The sequence below is a fragment of the Actinobaculum suis genome, from assembly GCF_900102025.1.
Taxonomy (GTDB): domain Bacteria; phylum Actinomycetota; class Actinomycetes; order Actinomycetales; family Actinomycetaceae; genus Actinobaculum; species Actinobaculum suis.
This window is the reverse complement of sequence record NZ_FNAU01000005.1, coordinates 44,411-62,884: the sequence shown is the minus strand read 5'-3', so window position 1 is coordinate 62,884 and position 18,474 is coordinate 44,411. Positions and strand designations below refer to the sequence as shown.

Here is an 18,474-nt window from a genome sequence, read left to right as displayed (position 1 = left end):
AGCAGTTAGCCCGGTAAAGCAGTTGGCCCGGTAAAGCAGTTGGCCGGGTTAAACCACGTTTGAGCTGGCCGGGTTAAGCCACGTTCGTCATGCGTTTACGCATCCAAGGGGTGAGCGCAACTAGGAAGAGGCCGTAGGCAATAATTACCAATCCCTGGATTCCGAAATAGGCCACGATGTTTTCGTAGCTGAAGAACTTGACGATCTGGGCTTGTACGCCTTGGGCCATGGCCATAGCCGCAAACCAAACCGCCATGGTTTGGGAAGCAAAAGCCCGCGGCGCCAGTTTTGTAGTGGCAGACATCCCTGAGGTTTGCACCAGGAGATCGCCCAATCCCAAGAAAACGTAACAACCGAACATCCACATGGCGCTCATAAGGTGCCCATGCGGCGTCGCCAATCCACCCAGGGCAATCAAAATAAAAGCGAATCCACCCAGGATGGTACCGAGGCCGACTTTCGCGGCTACATGCGGTTGGCGTTTGCCGAGCTTGACCCACACCCAGGCCAGCACGGGGCCCATAATTATTTCCACGATGGCGGTGAGGGAAATGTACCAGGTGGAAGGGTAGTGGAAGCTGCCGAGCGTATTATTTGTGCGTTCTAGAGCCAAGAAGTTGAGGGTATTTCCGGTTTGGAAATACGTGAGGTTATACATGACGAGCGCGATTAGCAAGAACGCGTAGGGCAGCAGGTTGCCGCGTTCGGGGTTGGTGACGCGCGGGGAGCGGTACATCCACACGAGGTAGATGGCCGGTACGGCGATCGTAAGAGCAGTAATCGCGTTGATGAAACCATCGAGTTCAACGAGGCTGGTGGCGGCAAAAATAATCGCGAGCACCACTACTGCGGCCGCTAGTCCAACCACATACCAGAAGTTTTTATCGGGACGGAAATTGATACGAATCCGGGTGGCAGATTCGTGGCCGCCCAAGTAACGGCCCTGTACCGAATACAAAACGACGCCGATAATCATGCCGATGGCAGCCGCGGAAAAACCGGCATGCCAGTTGATTTTTTGGCCCAACCAGCCAGCCACGAGGGGGCCGAGGAAAGCGCCGATATTGATGCCCGCGTAGTAGATGGAAAAGCCGGCGTCGCGCCGATGATCGGTGGGTGAATATAGTTCCCCAACTTTGGTGGAAACATTCGGTTTGAGCAGGCCGGTACCCACGATAATGAAACCGAGGCCTGCCCACGTGAGCCCCACATGCCCGGGAATGCCCATGCAAATATGACCGGCGGCAATAATAATCCCGCCCCACAGTACAGCTTTGTGGGTACCAATAATGCGGTCCGCTATCCACGCTCCGCCTATGGAGAGAAGATAAAGCAGCGCGCCGTAGGCAGCAACAATAGAGGAAGCGGTAGTAGTTTCGTAGCCGAGGCCGCCATTGACCACGGCGGCAGAAAGGTAGAGCGCCAAAATGGCCTGGAATCCCAGGTAGGAGAAACGCTCCCATAATTCGAGGTTGAAAAGCGTCAGTAATCCGCGCGGATGGCCCATAAACGAGGTGTCTTTTTGGGCGAGGCGGTCAGCGGCGCGAGCCTGCCGAATGAGTTCTTGCTCGGGCGGGCTGTAACGCTCATAGTCTGCGCTAGTTAGTTCTATATTTTCCTGGTTACTTTCGGTCAAGGTTTTAACCCTTCGTAGGGATCTACGGAGTGGACCGGCCGAAAATAATGCGTGCCTGTTGGCGTACGCTGCGATATTTCGGACCGTGGCCCAGCGCGACGCAGGTACGCCGCACATATAACCCTGCGGCACATAAAACCTAAGAGTTATATTGTATCTTTCGAGAATACCGCACTGTACCCTAAAGAACTATTATTGAGAGATATCTCCAAAATCGTTCCTTGCAAATAAACCGGGCGAACAGGTATGCAACTTTGATAACTTTTTCGCTGATAGTTCCCATTAGCTACATGAGAGTTTCTCCTTCTAGATGAGAATTTTTTCCTTTTCTATTCATGGAGGCGTCATCTCGCGCCGTTAGTCTCCTTCGTGTCACAAGAGATGCAAATCCTGGCTAGAGATGCAAATCCTGGCTGAGAATGGGAGAAGACATGACCACTACCGATAGTTTCGATTTGGCTTTCGAAATCGCACAACTGTTGGAACGAAAGAACCGGCATCTTTCCGATAGCCCTTCCGAAGGAATGGCAGCAGCCACCGGCGTGGAAGAAGTAGCTTTAGAACCACGACGTTTGCGGCGCGCCAAAAAATCGTACAATGCGCGCGGTCTGCATGCTCTTCTCCGGCAGACTGATAACCAGGGTTTTAGTTTGCGGCGCGGACGCGGGGTAACACCCCAAGCCGGGGATTTTGTGCTTGCCCGGGTAACTACGATCGGGCAACACAAACGGCTCGAATCGCAAACTTCGCGGCGCCGGCACCTGTTTGAAGGCGACGAAATAATCGTTGCCTACGGCAACCGATATGCACCAGACCAATTTTTAGCGGAAGTTCCCCGCAATTTGAATTACACGAACCTCGTGGCCGCGGGAGGCATGGCAGGCAGAGTAATCGAAAAACATGCCAATATTCAGCCGGCAACCGTGATTGAACCACTCGGGCTAATTTGCGATAGCGAAGGCGTGCTTTCCATGTCACGGTTAGCCGACCACCAGATCCGCCCCTGGCAACAAGCCCAAAACGAGTATGCACAACTTAAAAACCGGCCGCACATTACCGTGGTATTTGGTTCTTCCATGAACTCCGGAAAATCCACCACTCTCGGTTGTTTGGTAAACGGAATTAGCGCTGCCGGCCTCACCGTGAATGCCGGAAAAGCCACCGGTACCGGAGCCGGAAACGACGCCGGCCTATTTCGCGACGCCGGGGCGAATCGCGTTGTAGATTTCACCGATTTCGGACTTTCTTCCACTTTCACGTTATCCATGGAAGACGTAAAGAACGTACTTTTCTCCATGGTGGCAAGCCTGTGCGAAGATAGCCCAGACGTAGTACTCATCGAAATTGCGGACGGTATCTACCAAGGAGAAACAGCGGCTTTGATGCGCGATCCCGATTTTGGCGAACTGGTAGATTCTGTAGTATTCGCGTGCGGGGAAGCTCTTTCTGCCGCCGCCGGGGTAGGCCTGATTCGCGACGCCAAACTACCTTTGAAAGCCGTATCAGGCCGGCTTACTTCCTCTCCGCTCATCACCCAAGAAGCCGTGGAAGTAGTAGACGTACCAATTATTCCTACTTTCGACCTGTGCAAACCCCATATTGCAAGGGAAACTATCGGTCTATGAAAGACACCTTTCCCCACGTATTTCACGGCCGGCGCCGCTGGTTGCTCGCAATCCTTATCGGACTGGGCCTCATCCAAGCCGTACTCAGTGTAGCCATTGCTTTTTATACGCCCCAACTGGGAACTGCTTTTGCAAAAAGCGGTCTGACCGGGGGAGCAGGAAGCGCAAGTGGCCCGCATAGCAATGGCACGGGGATGAGTTTTCCGGCGCTCGCGGGCCTCTTGGTGCTCGCGGCTCTACTTTTAGGTGTGGCGCGTATGGGCGAGCGGGTGGTGGCTGAAGAATTAGGTAATGACTATGTGCGGTCGGTGCGCAAACTCCTAATCACGGCAGCGCTTGCCCCGCAGCGGCCCACGAGCTTAGGAACTACTATCGCCCGGTCTACGAATGACCTTTCGGCAGTGAAAAACTGGGTGTCTTTGGGGATTGCTCCCTTGGTGGTGGGGGTGCCGCTCCTGGCGGGGATTGTGGTTGGCATGTTCCTTCTCATTCCCGCTTTGGGCACGGTTATTCTGGGCGTGCTAGTAGTTTTTGGGGTGGGGTTGTTGCTCCTTTCCCGCCCGTTGTTGGGCCGGGCACGCCGGTTACGTAAGGTTCGGGGCCGGATGGCCAGCCAGATTTCTGACATCGTGCAGGCCGGACCGGCGATTCGAGTTTCGGGTGGGATTAATCGGGAGGTCACGCGCATTGACCAACTTTCGGCACGGGTGCAGCGCGCCGCGCGAAGCCGGGCCGTGGTTTCCGGGGCAATGCGCGGGGGAGCTTCTGCGGTTACCGCGCTACTTTCCGTGCTGATTGGGGTGGTGGGTAGCCTTGCGGCGGCGACGCCGGAAGAAGTCACCACCGCGATCTTTATTGCCGGGTTGATGGCTTCACCTATCCAAGATTTGGGCAGGGTGGGAGAGTACCGGCAGAATTTCCGGGCTGCGGCCCGCGTGCTCTACCCGATTTTTGAAGATGCGCGGCTTTTCCGCACCCAGCAACGCCAAGCTCGAAAAATCGCGGCAAGATCCCAACACCGGGGAGATATTCCAGGTTTAGCGGCCGGTGCGCTCCATCTTGTAAGTGGGGGCGCGCTACAAGAAGAGTTCCCAGAACTCGTAGCTCGGCCCGGGGCACGCATTATTATTACCGGTTCCCCAACCCGCGTAAACCAAGTTTTGCGCCTATTAGTAGGCGAGGAAACGGAAGACTATGCGCGGATGAATATTGCCGGGCGAGAACTGGCTTTGCTCCCCGCTACGGTGCGCCGGGAACTGGTAGGGGTAGCCTTGCGGGATGTGCCGCTGGAACGGGCCTCTGTTGCTCGTATTGTCCGCTATCGTCTACCGCAAGCTAACGTGCCCGTGCACGAACTTCTAGAACAGGTGGGTTTGGCGAAGATCGTTGCTGAACTGCCTGATGAGGAGAACACCGTGTTAAAACGCGGCGGCAAACCCCTATCTGTTTCCGCGCAAGCACTGCTGCAACTTGCCCGCGCGATAGCCGGAAACCCGCCGTTGTTAGTGCTGGATCGGATTGATGAACCGCTTAATGAAGACGGTCTTTCCCACTTGCGCCACACCTTAGAAAATTATCCGGGAATTCTCGTGGCAAATACGCAGGCTCCGGAAAAATTCTTGGATAGCTATACCCGGTGGAATGTGGACGAAAACAATGGCTAATAGTAAAAACGAAACTCGCGAAACCGCAACGAAACAGGAACGTAAAAACACGGAGTTATCGCCAGGCCGGAAAGGTAGCGCGGTCACGTGGATGTGGTTGATGGGAACGGTTGCCGTATCCCTGATTTTGCTTTTACTGGTCTTCTCTTTCGTGTTGCGCTATCGGGTAGCCGAAGACGTTCGCGTAGCCCTTTCCCAAGAATCACAAGAGCTACGCCAATTTGCCGCAGAAGTACACGATCCACACACCGGTAAACCATTTGCTAGCGCTACCGATCTGATCTCCGCCTACCTGGCCCGGCAAGTGCCAACTCGCACCCAGCTGCTGGCCGGTACTGAAAACCTGCCCGCCGGGGAACACCAGCTGGGGGAATCCTTGCAATTGCTGGGCGAAAAACGAGGCGCGGCAGCCCCCACTTGGGCAGACCTTGAGCCAAGTTTGCGCCAACGCCTTGCCGTACCAGGTTCTGGCGGGCAGGCCGTTTCTGCAAGCTTTGGCAAACTCACCTGGGTAAATGTGGAAATCCAAGCGGCTACCGATAGTGGTTCGGTAGCAATTATCCATTTCCATGTAGCAGACGAAGAATCTATCCGCACCCAGATACTTTCTCTGGCCGGAGTATGCCTGGTGGTCTTGGTGCTTACCGGCGTCGTCGCCTGGGTAGTAACTACCCGAATAACCGGGCATATCGGAGAATTTACCCGCAAAGCTAACCGGGCTATTACGCGGGCTACCCACCATGGGCACACCGTTCCGCAACTGGAAGAAACCGGTTCTGCCGAATACGTGCGCCTGGCACAAACCACCAATGAACTACTCGCTCCAGCAGAAGCCGCAGTAGAACGCGAAGCCGCATTTTCTGAAGATCTATTGCACGAGCTCACCACCCCGGTAGCACTTCTCGCATCCGGAATAAACAACCCGGAAAGCGGCATCACGCGGGAAGAAATGCACAGCGAAATTGTGCGGCTACGCGCTTCCTTGCGAGGCGTGGCAAACTGGCAAAACTTCAGCAACGGCAAAGCACTAACCTTTACCAATGACGTCTCAGTTGCCCGCATCGTCACCGAGGCCGTAACCACATGGAACAGGAAACAACGGCAACTCACCGCTACACCCGTTTTAGCTTACGAAACCCAGGAGACACCCACTGATCTGACCATGCGCGGCGACGGGCAAGCCTTACAATCTGCGCTATACGAATTACTGCAAAACGCGGCCCACGCCAGCCAGATCACGCCACCGGATGCAACCGGGCCCTCGCATTCGCCGGCCCAAGAAAACCCCGCCCTAGAAAGCACGGCACCTGATAGGCCAAATTCCGATACGCAGAATTCCGATACACCAAACCGGGCCTCCGCAGATGCTGCGGTATACATCTTTGTACACACCACCGTGGAAAATACCGCTGCGGGCACCAGCGTAGTCATCACCGTTACCGATGCGGGGCGAGGCATACCGGAAGGAGAACACGCGATGGTAATGCGCCGTTTTGGCCGCGCCACCAATGACTCCCAACCCGGCAGCGGTATGGGCCTACCAATATGCGCGGCCATAGCAGCGGCCCATGGCGGTACCCTCACACTAAGTCCCGCAGAATCCGGCCCAACCGGATCTGGTCCGGCCGGAACCGGCCCAACTAAATCCCGCCCAATTACATCAACCCAGGCAGGTACCGGCACTATTGCCAAGCTCTGCCTCCCCGTAGCCGAATAACCACGAATTAGGCGAATAACCACGAAACGGAAAAGCAAGACATGCGAAGAAAACTCACAATTTTGATAGTCGTGCTAATTATCGCTGGTCTAGGCACCGGAGCAGCCGCGCTAATGCTTGGGAAAAACGACTCTTTCGAACTCGACGGCGGACCAGCAATAGTAGTCGAAAGTAACCAAACAGATCCAAAAACTAGCACCGCAACCCCAGAAAGCGACCCTGCCAGCACCGAAACCGCAAACCAAGAAACCACCAGCTCCGCCCCAAACGGCCCCAAAAACGGCACGCCCGGCGGCCCGCAAAACAACTCAGAAACTGACACCGCGCCGCCGAACGGGACAGCAGGGATTGCCCCCGCACCAGCTGGCTCACCCGCTCCCGCCGCCGTCCCACAACCGCAACGCGCCCCGAAAGCCCCACCCGCCTACGTCGGCAACTACGACGATGACGACGACGATGATGACAATGACGACGACAATGATGACGACGATGACGACTAATGCCCGCTAGCTCTGCTCGGGCATCGCAGCGAACCTGTAACCAATCCCGCGCACAGTCTCTATCTGTTCGCGCCCGATCTTGCCCCGCAAATACCGCACATAAACATCAACCACATTCGAACCCGGATCAAAATCAAAACCCCACACCCGAGAAAGTAACTGTTCACGCGAAAGCACCCGCCCCGGATTCTCCAAAAACATCCGCAACACATCAAACTCTCGCCCCGACAACTCCACCGGCTCCCCGGCCACCGTCACCTGCCTACTCAACAAATTCATCGCCACATCCCCACCTCGCAACACCGTAACCAGCCCACCAGTATCACGCGCCTCCGCGCTCGCGGTGGCGGTGGCCGAATCCCGCAAGCGCAGTTTGATACGGGCGAGGAGTTCTTCGAAAGAGAAGGGTTTGGGCATGTAGTCATCGGCTCCGGATTCCAGGCCGGCCACGCGGTCTTCCACGGAAGCGCGGGCGGTAAGCAAAATAACGGGGGTGCGTACACCTTGCCCGCGAATGTTTTCAAGCACCGTGAAACCATCCATATCAGGTAGCCCAATATCTAAAATGATGAGCCCGTAGGCTCCGGAGAGGGCTTCGCTAATTGCCTCCTGGCCGCTTGGGGTGGCGAAACTAGTATGACCGGCGGCTTTTAAACCTTTCGTGATAAATGTGGCGATGCGTTTTTCATCTTCGACGATAAGAATGTGTGCCATTACGCTCCGTTACTGTCTCTGTTTCGTGTGCGGGGTGCTGGCCGCGGTGCCTGGGTTAGTGCCCGCGGTGCCCGGGGTAGTGATTGCGGTGCCTGGGTTAGTGCCCGCGGTGCCCGCGTAGGGGATCATAATCGTGAAAAGTGAACCCTTGCCAACTTCGGACTCAATTGCCAGGCGGCCCCCATGGCCGGTGACAATAGATTGCACGATAGCTAGCCCCAAGCCGGCCCCGTCTGCCCCCGCAGCAGTAGAACCGCGGGTAAATCGGCCCGTAATATTTTGGATTTCGGCGCGGGGAATCCCGCGCCCCTCGTCCCTTACAAACAGATGCAAACGTGGCCATGCCGTACGGGAACCAATTTCTATCCGGCTTCCCGGCTGCGAATATTTCACGGCGTTGGCAGCTAGCTGCAACCAAGCTTGGGTGAGCCGTTGCGTATCTAGCGGGGCGGTTATCTCGGCCACTTCGGTCAGTTGCCAGTTACGCTCGCCAAGTGCCCGCGCCTTCTCAAATACTTGACGGGTGAGCTGATCGGTATCCGTAGCTTGCAGTTGGATAAAACCGGGTTGCTTAGATTTTGCGAGAAGGAGCAGGTCAGAAACCAGCTCGGCCATACGGTCTAATTCATCGAGGGCGAGGTCACGGGTTTCTTGCACGTCTTTTGGGTCGTGGGGATCCACAAGTTCTAGGTGCCCGCGCACAATCGTGATTGGGGTGCGCAGTTCGTGGCCGACGTCGTCGAGAAGATTCTGCTGATTGGTGACGGATATTTCTAGCCGGTCCAGCATGGAATTCATGGCTTGGGAAAGTTGGGCAACGTCAGCGCTACCTTGCACCGGCACCCGCACGCTCAGATCTTTCTCTTCTATCTGTTCGGCTGCTTCGCGCAGAGTGTCGATCGGTTGGGTAAGACGGCGAGTGATGATCCCAATGCCCAGAGCGGAAAGGGCAATGGCACATACCGCAACTAAAACGTAGATGCGGATAAGGTTGAAGATCTCGGAGTTAACGGCGCTTGTCAGATGCACATGCAAAAGGGCCCCGGATTGTGCTCCTGCTGCTGGAGGAGAAGCGGTATCTGTGGCGGGCGAGGCACTTGTAGATGCGCTGGGATGGCCCGGGGCGTCGACGTCGATGTCAATATCCCCGGTGGTGGAAAAATGGACGGGGATAACGGTGTAGAAATAGCTATTAGTTGCGGTAGTGATTTTCCCTTTGACGATTCTGTCTCCGCGGGCAGCGGTTGCCACATGAGCGATGAGTTCCGGATCATCTTCGGGGCGGACGGTACCAATTTCTCCGGATACCCACGCAACCTCGCCATTCAGGAGCCCAACTTCTCCTTCCACCGTGGAAACAACTTTTCTGGACATAAAGGTTTGTAAAAGTGTGGAAGGTCCGGTAAAAGTACCACCCGTTTCCGGGTTGATACCTTCTTCGGCAAGGATCCGCAGTTCGTGGGCAACAATATCGAGTTCTTCTTGTACGGATTCCACGCGCACGTGATATTCCACCCACACGGTGGCAATGCCGACGGCGCCCACCACAAAAGCCACGAAAGCAATCATGGCCAAAGCAACCCGTTGCCGAATCGTCCCGGCTAACCTTCGGCTCAAACCGCGCGTTTTAGCATGAATCTTCGCCCACAAATCGCTCGGCCTTCCTTTCGTTCCAGGTAGCGAATCAAGAATAACCGCGGACCGATTTTTAGATAACAGTTGCTAAGTTACCGGCTTGCTGGGGCACGAACATCGCAAAACCAGGCCGGTACAAATGCACTTGCCAGCGATAAATATACGTGGCCGGCCCTGAGCAGTTGTGCAGGACCGGCCACAGTAAGTTTTTCGTGGCGGTAATTTCAAGCTACTGAAGCCGCACTTGGGCGAAGCTAGCTTGCCTTCGCAAGTGTTGCAGGTACGTTTTGTCTCTCTTCGCTAACCTCGGGCGCGCTAGTCCACGATCTCGTCACTGTCCCCACGAGCGGAAATACAGCAACAATTACCACGCAGAAGGTGAGAAGCGTTGAACCGTAATCAGCCATCAAGGTTTGGAATCTGGCTCCCAAGCTAACCCAGAGCCACAAGAAGAACAAACCACACATAAGCAACGTGTAGAGCAGAAGCAACGTGTAGAGCCCTAGTTTGGAAAATGCCTTGCGATCAGAATCTTTACGCATGATAACTCCTTACTTGGCCCACGGCGTGAGGCACCAAGCTGCAGATGCAGCTAAAGATGCGGCGAGCCCCGCTAGGCCACCTTTGATAGCGTTCTTGCCGACCACTTTTATAATAGTGAGCGCTGCTTGTTTCCACAGTCTCTTTTCGATACTGCATCTTATGCACATGCTCAAGAAGACCGCGAAAAATACGCAGACTTTATTGCAGCAGTGGAGACCCTTGCCTCCCATTTGCGACCAGTTTTCCGTCTGATGCTTAAAGCACTGTCTAATAAAAACATTGCGAGGAAAACTGGGCTCACAGAAGCGACAGTGAAATCCTATGTATCGGATATCCTCAGGCACACCGGTTGTGCAACGCGCGGTGAGCTTGCGATGAGAGCGGTAAAGGCCGGAATCAGGGAATAGCAGAATTGAGTTTTGGCGGACGTAGTTAAGCCGAGTAACGGCGGTGGTGCACGAACCGAGCACCGGTGCTCGGTTCGTGCCTAACCCAGCATCAAACAGCAGGTGTTTCTTTACCTAGGGTGCCCAAGATTCATGGGTTTTCTCCCGGACCGCGCGGGCACGAACACGGCAAAACCGGGCCGGTACAAATGCACTTGCCAGCCCGTAATATCCGTATCCGTGGCCGCTAAGCCGCTTTCAACCGGCCGGTGGGGGAGCGTGGCGTTTGGAGCGGGCCCGTTTTCAACCATTTTGCCCTGGATTCCGGTATTTGTAACGGGCGTTACCTGCGTAGTTGGAATAGGAATAATTTCCGGTTTATCCCAAGCCAAAGCTAGCTCAAGCACTTCGCGATTAGAATCGGCGTGGCTGGATCCCGGGCGTCCACAGGCCGCGTGCCCAGAACCAGGGTTTCCAGAGTTTGCGTGGCGAAATTCCCCGCGCCCGGACCCCTCACGTTCAGCTTCCATACTCTCAGATTCGGTCCCTGCAGAATCATCCGCGCCGCGGGTTGGCGCTTCTGTTAGGTCGTGGCCAGGCTCAGGGGCTAAGAAATCTGTAGTGGGCAGAGGAACCGTGGCCGGCAAGCAGAGTGTGCCCGGCAAAGTAACCGTGGCCGGTCCCACAAAGTTGAATACAATATACGAATTACCGCGCCGGTAGTATCCAGCCCGGCCCAAGCGGACAATCTCTGAATCAGCCCGGTTTGCATTCGCGAAATCTGGCACTTCACGCCGCAAACGCAAGAGCTCCCGCGTTATCCGCAAATATTTCGCGTGCTCGCCGCGTTCGGCTTCTTCCCAGTTGAGCTGGGAAGCATAGAAAGTTGATTCCTCCTGCGGGGAAGGAACTGCGGGCGTCAGGGCCTGCCAATCCCAATCTTTGAATTCCTCGATGCGGCCTTGCACCACTTTGGGGGCCAGTTCGGGGCCGTGGTCGGTGAAGAACTGGAAGGGGGAGGAAGCTGCCCATTCTTGGCCCTGGAACAACATGTAGGAAAACGGAGAGAGTGCGGCCACGGCATCTGCGGCGGCCGCTGCACCGGGCGAAATCGTTGCCGTGCGCCGATCCCCGGTAGCCCGGTTGCCCACTTGATCGTGGTTTTCGGTATAGATCAAAAATCGGCGCGAATCAGTGGTTTCGGGCACCGGTTGGCCCCACAGTTTCTTGCGGAAAGTGGAGTAGACGCCGTCGTGCACAAAAACGTGCCGCAAAGCTTTCTCCAACGCACCCGGTTCCCCAAAATCTGCGTAATAACCTTGGGTTTCTCCCGTGGAGGCAACATGTAGGGCGTGGTGGATATCGTCCGTCCACTGTATATCCATGCCGTACCCGCCGCGCGCGGTAGACTCCACCATTGCCGGGTCGTTAATATCAGATTCGGCAATGAGCCCGATTGTGCGGCCCGCAGTCTTCCCAAAAGCTTTGAGTGCATCGGAAAGTTCCGCCAAAATATGACGCGGCGAATCGTCAATAATCGCGTGCACGGCATCCAGGCGGAACATATCTACCCGGTAATCACGGGCCCACTGCACTGCATTCTCGATAAAGAAACGCCGTACCGGGCCACTTTCCGGCCCATCAAAATTCAGGGCCGCGCCCCACGGTGTGTGATGGGTTTCCGTGAAATACGGGCCGAACTGGCCTATATAGTTCCCATCCGCCCCGAAATGGTTGTAGACCACATCCAAACACACCGCTAGCCCGGCTTGGTGAGCAGCCTCCACAAAAGCGGCAAAACCAGCCGGCCCGCCATAGTTTTCCGTAACTGCATACAGGTCGACGCCGTCGTACCCCCAATTCCACCGGCCCGGTACCGGTTGAATCGGTAGCAGTTCCACTACGTCTACACCCAGATCACGCAGGTAGGGCAGTTTTTCCGCGGCGGCCGCGAAAGTCCCTTCCGGCGTGAAAGTACCAATATGCAATTCATAGAACACTTTGCCCAAAGGATCTACGCCGGCAAAATCCGAAAACTCGAACTGGGCGGTATCCACGATTTCAGAAGGACCATGTGCGCCTTCCGGTTGGCGGCGCGAACGCGGATCGGGCAAAGGCATTCCGCCATCAAGCGAAAACTGGTAGCGCGTGCCCGCCGGAAAACCGGTTTCGCACACCCACCATCCCGGCTCGTACGTTTCCGCGGTGTGGTTAGCAGTTTTCGTGCTGTGGTTAGCCGTTTCTGCGGTGTGGTTAGCAGTTTCTGCGGGGTCGTTAGCCGTTTTCGCGCTGTGGCGAGCGTCATTCGTTTCCGGGCGCATCGGGTAGCGCTTGCCTTCGGTGAGTACTTCTACCTGGCGGTGGGCATAAGGTGCCCAAACGCGCAGCTGAAACAGTTCCTCACTCATCACTTGCCTTTCGTTTTCGCCGCGGGTGCCTTCTCAGTGGTGGCATCAGTTTTTGCGTCCGCTAGATCGCTGCCTTCTGCAGTGGCAGTATCTTCTACCTTTTCGAGGACGGCCACCGGCAAGCTCTTCAGCAAATCAGCCATCTTTACCGGCCCGCCGGTAAAAGTACTGCCATTGAAAATGGAGCGCCAAGCACCAGCGGGGAGTACCACCGTGGCATCGCGCCAGCCGCCCGCTTCTTCCAAACGATGCCGCAACCTATCAGTGACTACCACCACATCAGGTACGTCGTCCAGGGTGCGAGCAAAAGCAATTGCGTGCCCGGTAGTGCTCGGCAAAGGCGTGTAACCACTCCGGGAGGAAACAAAAGTATCCGGGCGGCGCCGCCGCAAATGCAAAATCCGGGAGGTTACCCACAGTTTTTGTTCATCCAAACTGGCATCCCCGGGCAGGGAGCCACGCGCATCTAATTCCTCGAGCAAATTTTGCAAGTTCCGGAAATCAACCGGCCGGCGATTATCCGGATCCACCAAAATATTGCGCGTGATTTCCTCGCCTTGATACGTATCGGCAACGCCCACGAGGGTCATGGACAAAGTCTTTTGCGCCAAAATCCGCGAGGTTAGAGCCGGCAAAGTGCGTTCCCGCCACGCTGCCAAATCCTGCAGAGTTTCCGGGTTGGAAAGAATGTCCCGAGCATAACTAAACAGCCCGGTTTCCCCTTCCTCGTCCGGGGCTGTCCAGGTGGTCCAGGTTTTCTGTTCGCGCGCCGCCTTAGTTAAGTACTCCAGTAGCCGGTCAATTTCGATCGGCCCGCGATCCGTGTACGTGCCAATAATGGTTTGCCACAGCAGATTCTCAATCTGGCCGTCCAATTGGGCCGGCCGCGCCGCCGCATGCCGAGCTCGCAATTTGGTAAGCAAAGCCAGCCAATCCTCATCAAATTCGGTGAGGGTAGCAATCTGCGCCCGCACATCCTCCCCGCGTTTCGTATCATGCGTGGTCAAAGTGCTCATCATTGCCGGCCACGTACTACCCATCCGTTCCGTCCAGGCATGCAAAGCATCCGGATCAATATTGGCGCGCAACGGGTCTGAACCTACTTCCGTGGCAGAAGTCAGGGGCGTGTACCGGTAGAAAGCCGTATCTTCAATACCTTTCGCCATCACCGGACCGCACAGTTGCTGGAAGCGCACAATCGCTTCGTTACGTGCGTCGTCGTGCAGTTTTGAGGCGGAACCGATTTCGTGGCCCAGCACAATATCGACGACGACGTCCAGCGTTTCCTGCCGATCTTCATTCAATTCTTGCCGGGCGCGGGCCGCTGCCGCAGTGACTACCGATTCGGCCAGGGCAGAAGCTTTTTCGCCGGGAACTACATAGGCACGGTAACGATCCAGATTTACCACCAGCGCGGCGAGCGCTTCCCGGATGGAACGGCGCGAGTGGTCTCGCAACCGCAAATCTTCGTTACAAATATCGGAAATCACGCCGGTAAGGCGCTCCAATTCCGCGTGCAAAGAGGTGTTGACGATCTGCTTTTTGGAAGCGAGCGCGATGTTTGCGTACGAATCGGTGGTACCGGAAAGCTCCACGTATTGGGCGGTCAAGCTCCGCGCGCCTACCGGATCAGTGAGCACGGAACCAATCCGCCACGAAACTTCGTACCCCGTACACCCGGCTACCTTCCAATCGGAGGGAAGCTCCTCATCGCCTTCGAGGATCTTTTCTCCCGCAATCCACGCTCCATCGGTGGCCTCATACAAACGGGCCATGTATTGGCGCGGATCAGAAAGCCCATCGGGATGGTCGATCCGGAAAGCATCGATATAGCCTTTGTGGTACAGGTCTAAAAGCAAGGCGTGGGAGGCGAAGAAAACTTCCGGATCTTCCACGCGGATTGCCGCCAAAGTATCCACATCGAAGAAGCGCCGATAGTTCAGTTCCTCTTCGGCTACTTTCCAGTAGGCGAGCCGGTAGTACTGGCGTTCTAGTAACTCAATAATGGGAAGCTGGTCCGTGTTTTTGCGGACCGGGAACACGTGGTCGAAATACCGCAAAACGTGTTGTTCCCCTTCGGCCTCGAAACCGGGCACCACCATCTGATCCAGGGTGATCTGGCCTTTCGCCAGCACGGTGCCGATTCGTTCGCCCAGCACGGGAAGTAAAATCCCGTTTTCGGCGCTGGTGATATCAATATCGAACCAGGCAGAAAATGGGGATTCGGCGCCATCGCGCAAAACCGACCACAAAGCGCGGTTCAAGTACAGGGGAGTGGGCACGGCCATATGATTGGGCACCACATCCACTACCACTCCTAGGCCGGCTTCGTGGGCGGCATCTGCCAGTTTTTCGAAGCCTTCCCGGCCGCCTAAAGCCGCAGAAATATTCGTGTGGTCAACTACGTCGTAGCCGTGCATAGACCCGGGGGCCGCCTGCAAAATCGGGGAACAATATATATCGGTGACCCCGAGTCGCTGCAAATAAGGCACCAGATTTTGCGCGTCCGCAAAAGTAAAATCGGGGCTCAATTGCAGGCGATAAGTAGAAATAGGAACATGCTTACCCGGGGCGGGCATATGGGCGCGCCGCGCCACAATGTTTTCGGTTTCGCTGCTCGTCATACTTCCTAGCGTAACCGAGACCACGTGGCGCGGCGTCCTACCTTTTGCTACCCGCTCATCTTTGCCGAGCTCGGCACAGTAACCGCGCTAAACGGCCGGGGTGTCGGAAACCTCCGCCGGTGCCGTTTCGGGCGTATCTGAAACCGAGCCGCTGGCCGGTTCCGGCGCGGGCACGGGCGTGGCCGCCGCCGGCGTTTCGCTTACTGGTTCGGATACGAATGCACTGGCTACGGGAATTTCGGCTTCCGGTTCCTGGGTGCGCTCGTGAATCAGCACGCGTAAAGAACGGCCGGTTACGGAGAAAGAATCTCCCGGGCGCAACACTTCTTCCGGATCCGGGCGCACAGCGGTATCGATTGCTACCTTCCATTCCCGGTCATACGGAGAATCTGGAATATTGAAGATAACGTCCTCATCACCGGCATTGAAGGTGAGGAGAATATCGTCATCAACAATATCCATACCGTAAGCATCTGGTTCGCGGATCCCTCTTCCGTTCAGGAACACCATGAGGGAGCGGGCAAAACCGGTATCCCAATCCTCGTTTTGCATCACCTTGCCATTGGGTTGGAACCACTGGATTTCGCCCACATAATCGGGCCCTACCACGCGTGATTCGTCACGCAAGAACCGGCGGCGCCGCAACACCGGGTGCCGCATCCGGAAATCGATGACCTTGCGCGTGAATTCCAAAAGTTCTTCCTGGGATTCGTCGAGGTCCCAATCCACCCAGGAAAGTTCATTGTCCTGGCAGTAGGTGTTGTTATTACCCTGCTGGGTGCGCCCGATTTCATCACCGTGGCTGAGCATGGGCACGCCCTGCGAAACCATCAGGGTGGTGAGGAAATTGCGGATTTGGCGTTTGCGTAAGGCCAGGATTTCTGGATCATCCGTAGGGCCTTCCACCCCGCAATTCCAGGAACGGTTATTCGATTCCCCGTCCGCATTGCCTTCTCCGTTTGCTTCATTGTGCTTCTCGTTATAGGAAACGAGATCCCGCATAGTAAAACCGTCATGCGCGGTGACGAAGTTGATCGAGGCGAAAGGCCGGCGCCCGGAAGTTTCATACAGATCCGAAGAACCGGTAAGTCGGGAAGCGAATTCGGGAATCGTAGCCGGTTCACCGCGCCAAAAATCGCGCACGGTATCCCGATACTTGCCATTCCATTCCGTCCACAGCGGCGGGAAACCACCTACCTGGTAGCCCCCTTCACCCACATCCCACGGTTCGGCAATCAGTTTGACCTGCGAAATAATCGGGTCTTGCTGGATGATGTCGAAGAAGGAAGAAAGCTTATCCACCGCGTGCAGTTCGCGGGCCAGGGTGGAGGCGAGGTCGAAGCGGAAACCATCCACATGCATTTCCACCACCCAGTAGCGCAATGAATCCATAATCATTTGCAGGGTGTGCGGGGAGCTCATATTCAGCGAGTTCCCGGTGCCGGTGGTATCGAAGTAATGTTCTTTATCATCCGGCACTAAACGGTAGTAGGCCGGGTTGTCGATCCCCTTGAAGGAAAGCGTGGGCCCCAGGTGGTTGCCTTCCGCGGTGTGGTTGTAGACGACGTCGAGAATCACCTCAATATTCTCTTCGTGCAAGGCCTTCACCATGGACTTGAATTCGTAGACCTGGTCGCCGCGCCCGGCGGTGGCATAGCCATCATGCGGGGCAAAGAACCCGATGGTGTTGTAGCCCCAATAATTGCTAAGGCCACGGTCTTGCAAAGAAGTGTCGTTGATGAACTGGTGAATAGGCATCAGTTCGACGGCGGTTACACCCAGCTTCTTGAAGTATTCGATCGAAGCGGGGGAGGAAATGCCGCGATAAGTGCCGCGCAATTCCGGGGAAATCTTGGGATTGAGTTTGGTAAAACCTCGCACGTGTGTTTCGTAAATCACCGTATCGGCGTAATCGTGATCCGGTGGGCGGTCATGCCCCCAATCGAAGAAGGGGTTGATAACCACGGAAATCGGTACATGCCCGAGGGAATCTTGCCGGTTAGGTTTGCTCGGATCATCGAAGTCATAGGAGAATACCGCTTGGGTATTGGTGATATTCCCATCGATGGCCTTGGCATAAGGATCAAGTAAGAATTTCGAAGGATCGCAACGTAAACCTTGGGAGGGATCGTGTGGTCCGTAGACGCGATACCCGTAGCGTTGCCCGGGGCGCACGGACGGCAAATAGCAATGCCATACGCTCGCGTCCACTTCCCGCAGTTCTACCTGTGTCTCATTGTTATCGTCGTCGAGCAGGCAGAGCACTATTCTCTCCGCCACGGAAGAGTAGATAGCAAAGTTAGTACCCGAGCCGTCGAAGGTTGCTCCGAGCGGATAAGGGCGTCCTGGCCATATTCTCATAGTTCCTAGTCTCTCATGATCTGCTGAATGCGCGGTAGAAAATGCGCGCCAAGAAGGCAAAGCATAGAGCAAATAGGTGCTAGCGCGAAAACTGGGAGGGCGCGATGCCGGTATTGCACGGTGCCAGGTAGGGGCAAGAGCAGTGCAAGGTAGAGGCAAGAAACACGAAAGTGTGCGAGGTAGGCGCGGCGAGGTGCGCGAAAACAAAAAGAAAGGCGAGCATTTCCGCTCGCCTGGTCTGCGATATGCAGTTATTACGGTGGGCGATACTGGAATCGAACCAGTGACCTCTTCGGTGTGAACGAAGCGCTCTAACCCCTGAGCCAATCGCCCGTAACGAAGTAACAGGTTACCGCCTTTGCGGCCCAGAACTCAAATTTTTAGCTGTGGGAGCCGTCTCACCTCCTGTAGTGGGCGGTATTGGGCGGCAAATCCATAAGCCCGGGAGCAAATGGAGTGGACTAGGGAGGTGAGCTAAGAGGATGGGAACAAACGGATTGAAGTACATGGAAGGGAAACCGGGTGCGGGAACACCGAAGCGCGGGCAGAGGCACGCGGGTGCGGGAGGATAGTATATGAGGTAAGTAAGTGTGGGAGGACACGCCTAAACGCGGGTGTGGTCTGAACCTCGCTTCTGCGATTGGACAAGGGGTAAAATCTC

11 protein-coding genes and 1 tRNA gene are annotated in these 18,474 nt (G+C 55.8%); 5 read left to right on the top strand and 7 right to left on the bottom strand.

The window, feature by feature from the left end:
* Positions 1-73: 73 nt before the first annotated feature.
* A complete protein-coding gene (locus BLT47_RS03915) occupies positions 74-1,636 on the bottom strand; it encodes a peptide MFS transporter (RefSeq protein ID WP_256332516.1) in 1,563 nt (520 codons plus the stop codon).
* A gap of 431 nt (positions 1,637-2,067) precedes the next feature.
* On the opposite strand from BLT47_RS03915, the gene BLT47_RS03910 reads away from it, so the two are divergent.
* Genes BLT47_RS03910 through BLT47_RS03895 form a run of 4 tightly spaced genes read left to right on the top strand, consistent with a single transcriptional unit; the run spans position 2,068 to position 7,142 of the window.
* Positions 2,068-3,261 carry a DUF1611 domain-containing protein gene (locus BLT47_RS03910; protein ID WP_083330046.1) on the top strand — a complete coding sequence of 398 codons (1,194 nt, stop codon included), beginning with the start codon at positions 2,068-2,070 and terminating at the stop codon, positions 3,259-3,261.
* Positions 3,258-4,925 carry an ABC transporter ATP-binding protein/permease gene (locus BLT47_RS03905; protein WP_074661876.1) on the top strand — a complete coding sequence of 556 codons (1,668 nt, stop codon included), beginning with the start codon at positions 3,258-3,260 and terminating at the stop codon, positions 4,923-4,925. Before BLT47_RS03910 ends, BLT47_RS03905 begins: the two co-directional genes overlap by 4 nt.
* Complete coding sequence (locus BLT47_RS03900) at positions 4,918-6,642, top strand: sensor histidine kinase (protein WP_074661871.1); 1,725 nt, start codon at positions 4,918-4,920, stop codon at positions 6,640-6,642. The genes BLT47_RS03905 and BLT47_RS03900 overlap by 8 nt, the downstream gene beginning before the upstream one ends.
* Positions 6,643-6,683: 41 nt before the next feature.
* Positions 6,684-7,142, top strand: a complete 459-nt coding sequence (locus tag BLT47_RS03895; RefSeq protein ID WP_074661866.1) for a hypothetical protein — start codon at positions 6,684-6,686, stop codon at positions 7,140-7,142.
* Positions 7,143-7,148: 6 nt separating this feature from the next.
* On the opposite strand, the gene BLT47_RS03890 is transcribed toward BLT47_RS03895, so the two are convergent.
* Positions 7,149-7,856 (bottom strand): response regulator transcription factor, encoded by a 708-nt coding sequence (locus tag BLT47_RS03890; protein ID WP_074661861.1) that lies wholly within the window; start codon positions 7,854-7,856, stop codon positions 7,149-7,151.
* 9 nt (positions 7,857-7,865) lie between these two features.
* On the bottom strand, positions 7,866-9,473 hold the full coding sequence (locus tag BLT47_RS03885) for a sensor histidine kinase (RefSeq protein ID WP_143021761.1): 1,608 nt from the start codon (positions 9,471-9,473) through the stop codon (positions 7,866-7,868).
* Positions 9,474-10,243: 770 nt separating this feature from the next.
* Here BLT47_RS03885 and BLT47_RS03875 point away from each other — a divergent pair.
* On the top strand, positions 10,244-10,441 hold the full coding sequence (locus tag BLT47_RS03875) for a response regulator transcription factor (protein ID WP_256332520.1): 198 nt from the start codon (positions 10,244-10,246) through the stop codon (positions 10,439-10,441).
* Between the two features lie 110 nt (positions 10,442-10,551).
* On the opposite strand, the gene treZ is transcribed toward BLT47_RS03875, so the two are convergent.
* The 4 genes from treZ to BLT47_RS03855 form a co-directional block, all read right to left on the bottom strand.
* Positions 10,552-12,828: a malto-oligosyltrehalose trehalohydrolase gene (treZ, locus tag BLT47_RS03870; protein WP_256332515.1), complete on the bottom strand. Its 2,277-nt coding sequence runs from the start codon at positions 12,826-12,828 to the stop codon at positions 10,552-10,554.
* Entirely contained in the window at positions 12,828-15,452 is a 2,625-nt protein-coding gene (treY, locus tag BLT47_RS03865) for a malto-oligosyltrehalose synthase (protein WP_074661852.1), read from the bottom strand. The genes treZ and treY overlap by 1 nt, the downstream gene beginning before the upstream one ends.
* Before the next feature lie 87 nt (positions 15,453-15,539).
* On the bottom strand, positions 15,540-17,813 hold the full coding sequence (glgX, locus tag BLT47_RS03860) for a glycogen debranching protein GlgX (RefSeq protein WP_074661848.1): 2,274 nt from the start codon (positions 17,811-17,813) through the stop codon (positions 15,540-15,542).
* 260 nt (positions 17,814-18,073) lie between these two features.
* Positions 18,074-18,146, bottom strand: a tRNA-Val gene (locus BLT47_RS03855).
* Positions 18,147-18,474 lie beyond the last annotated feature (328 nt).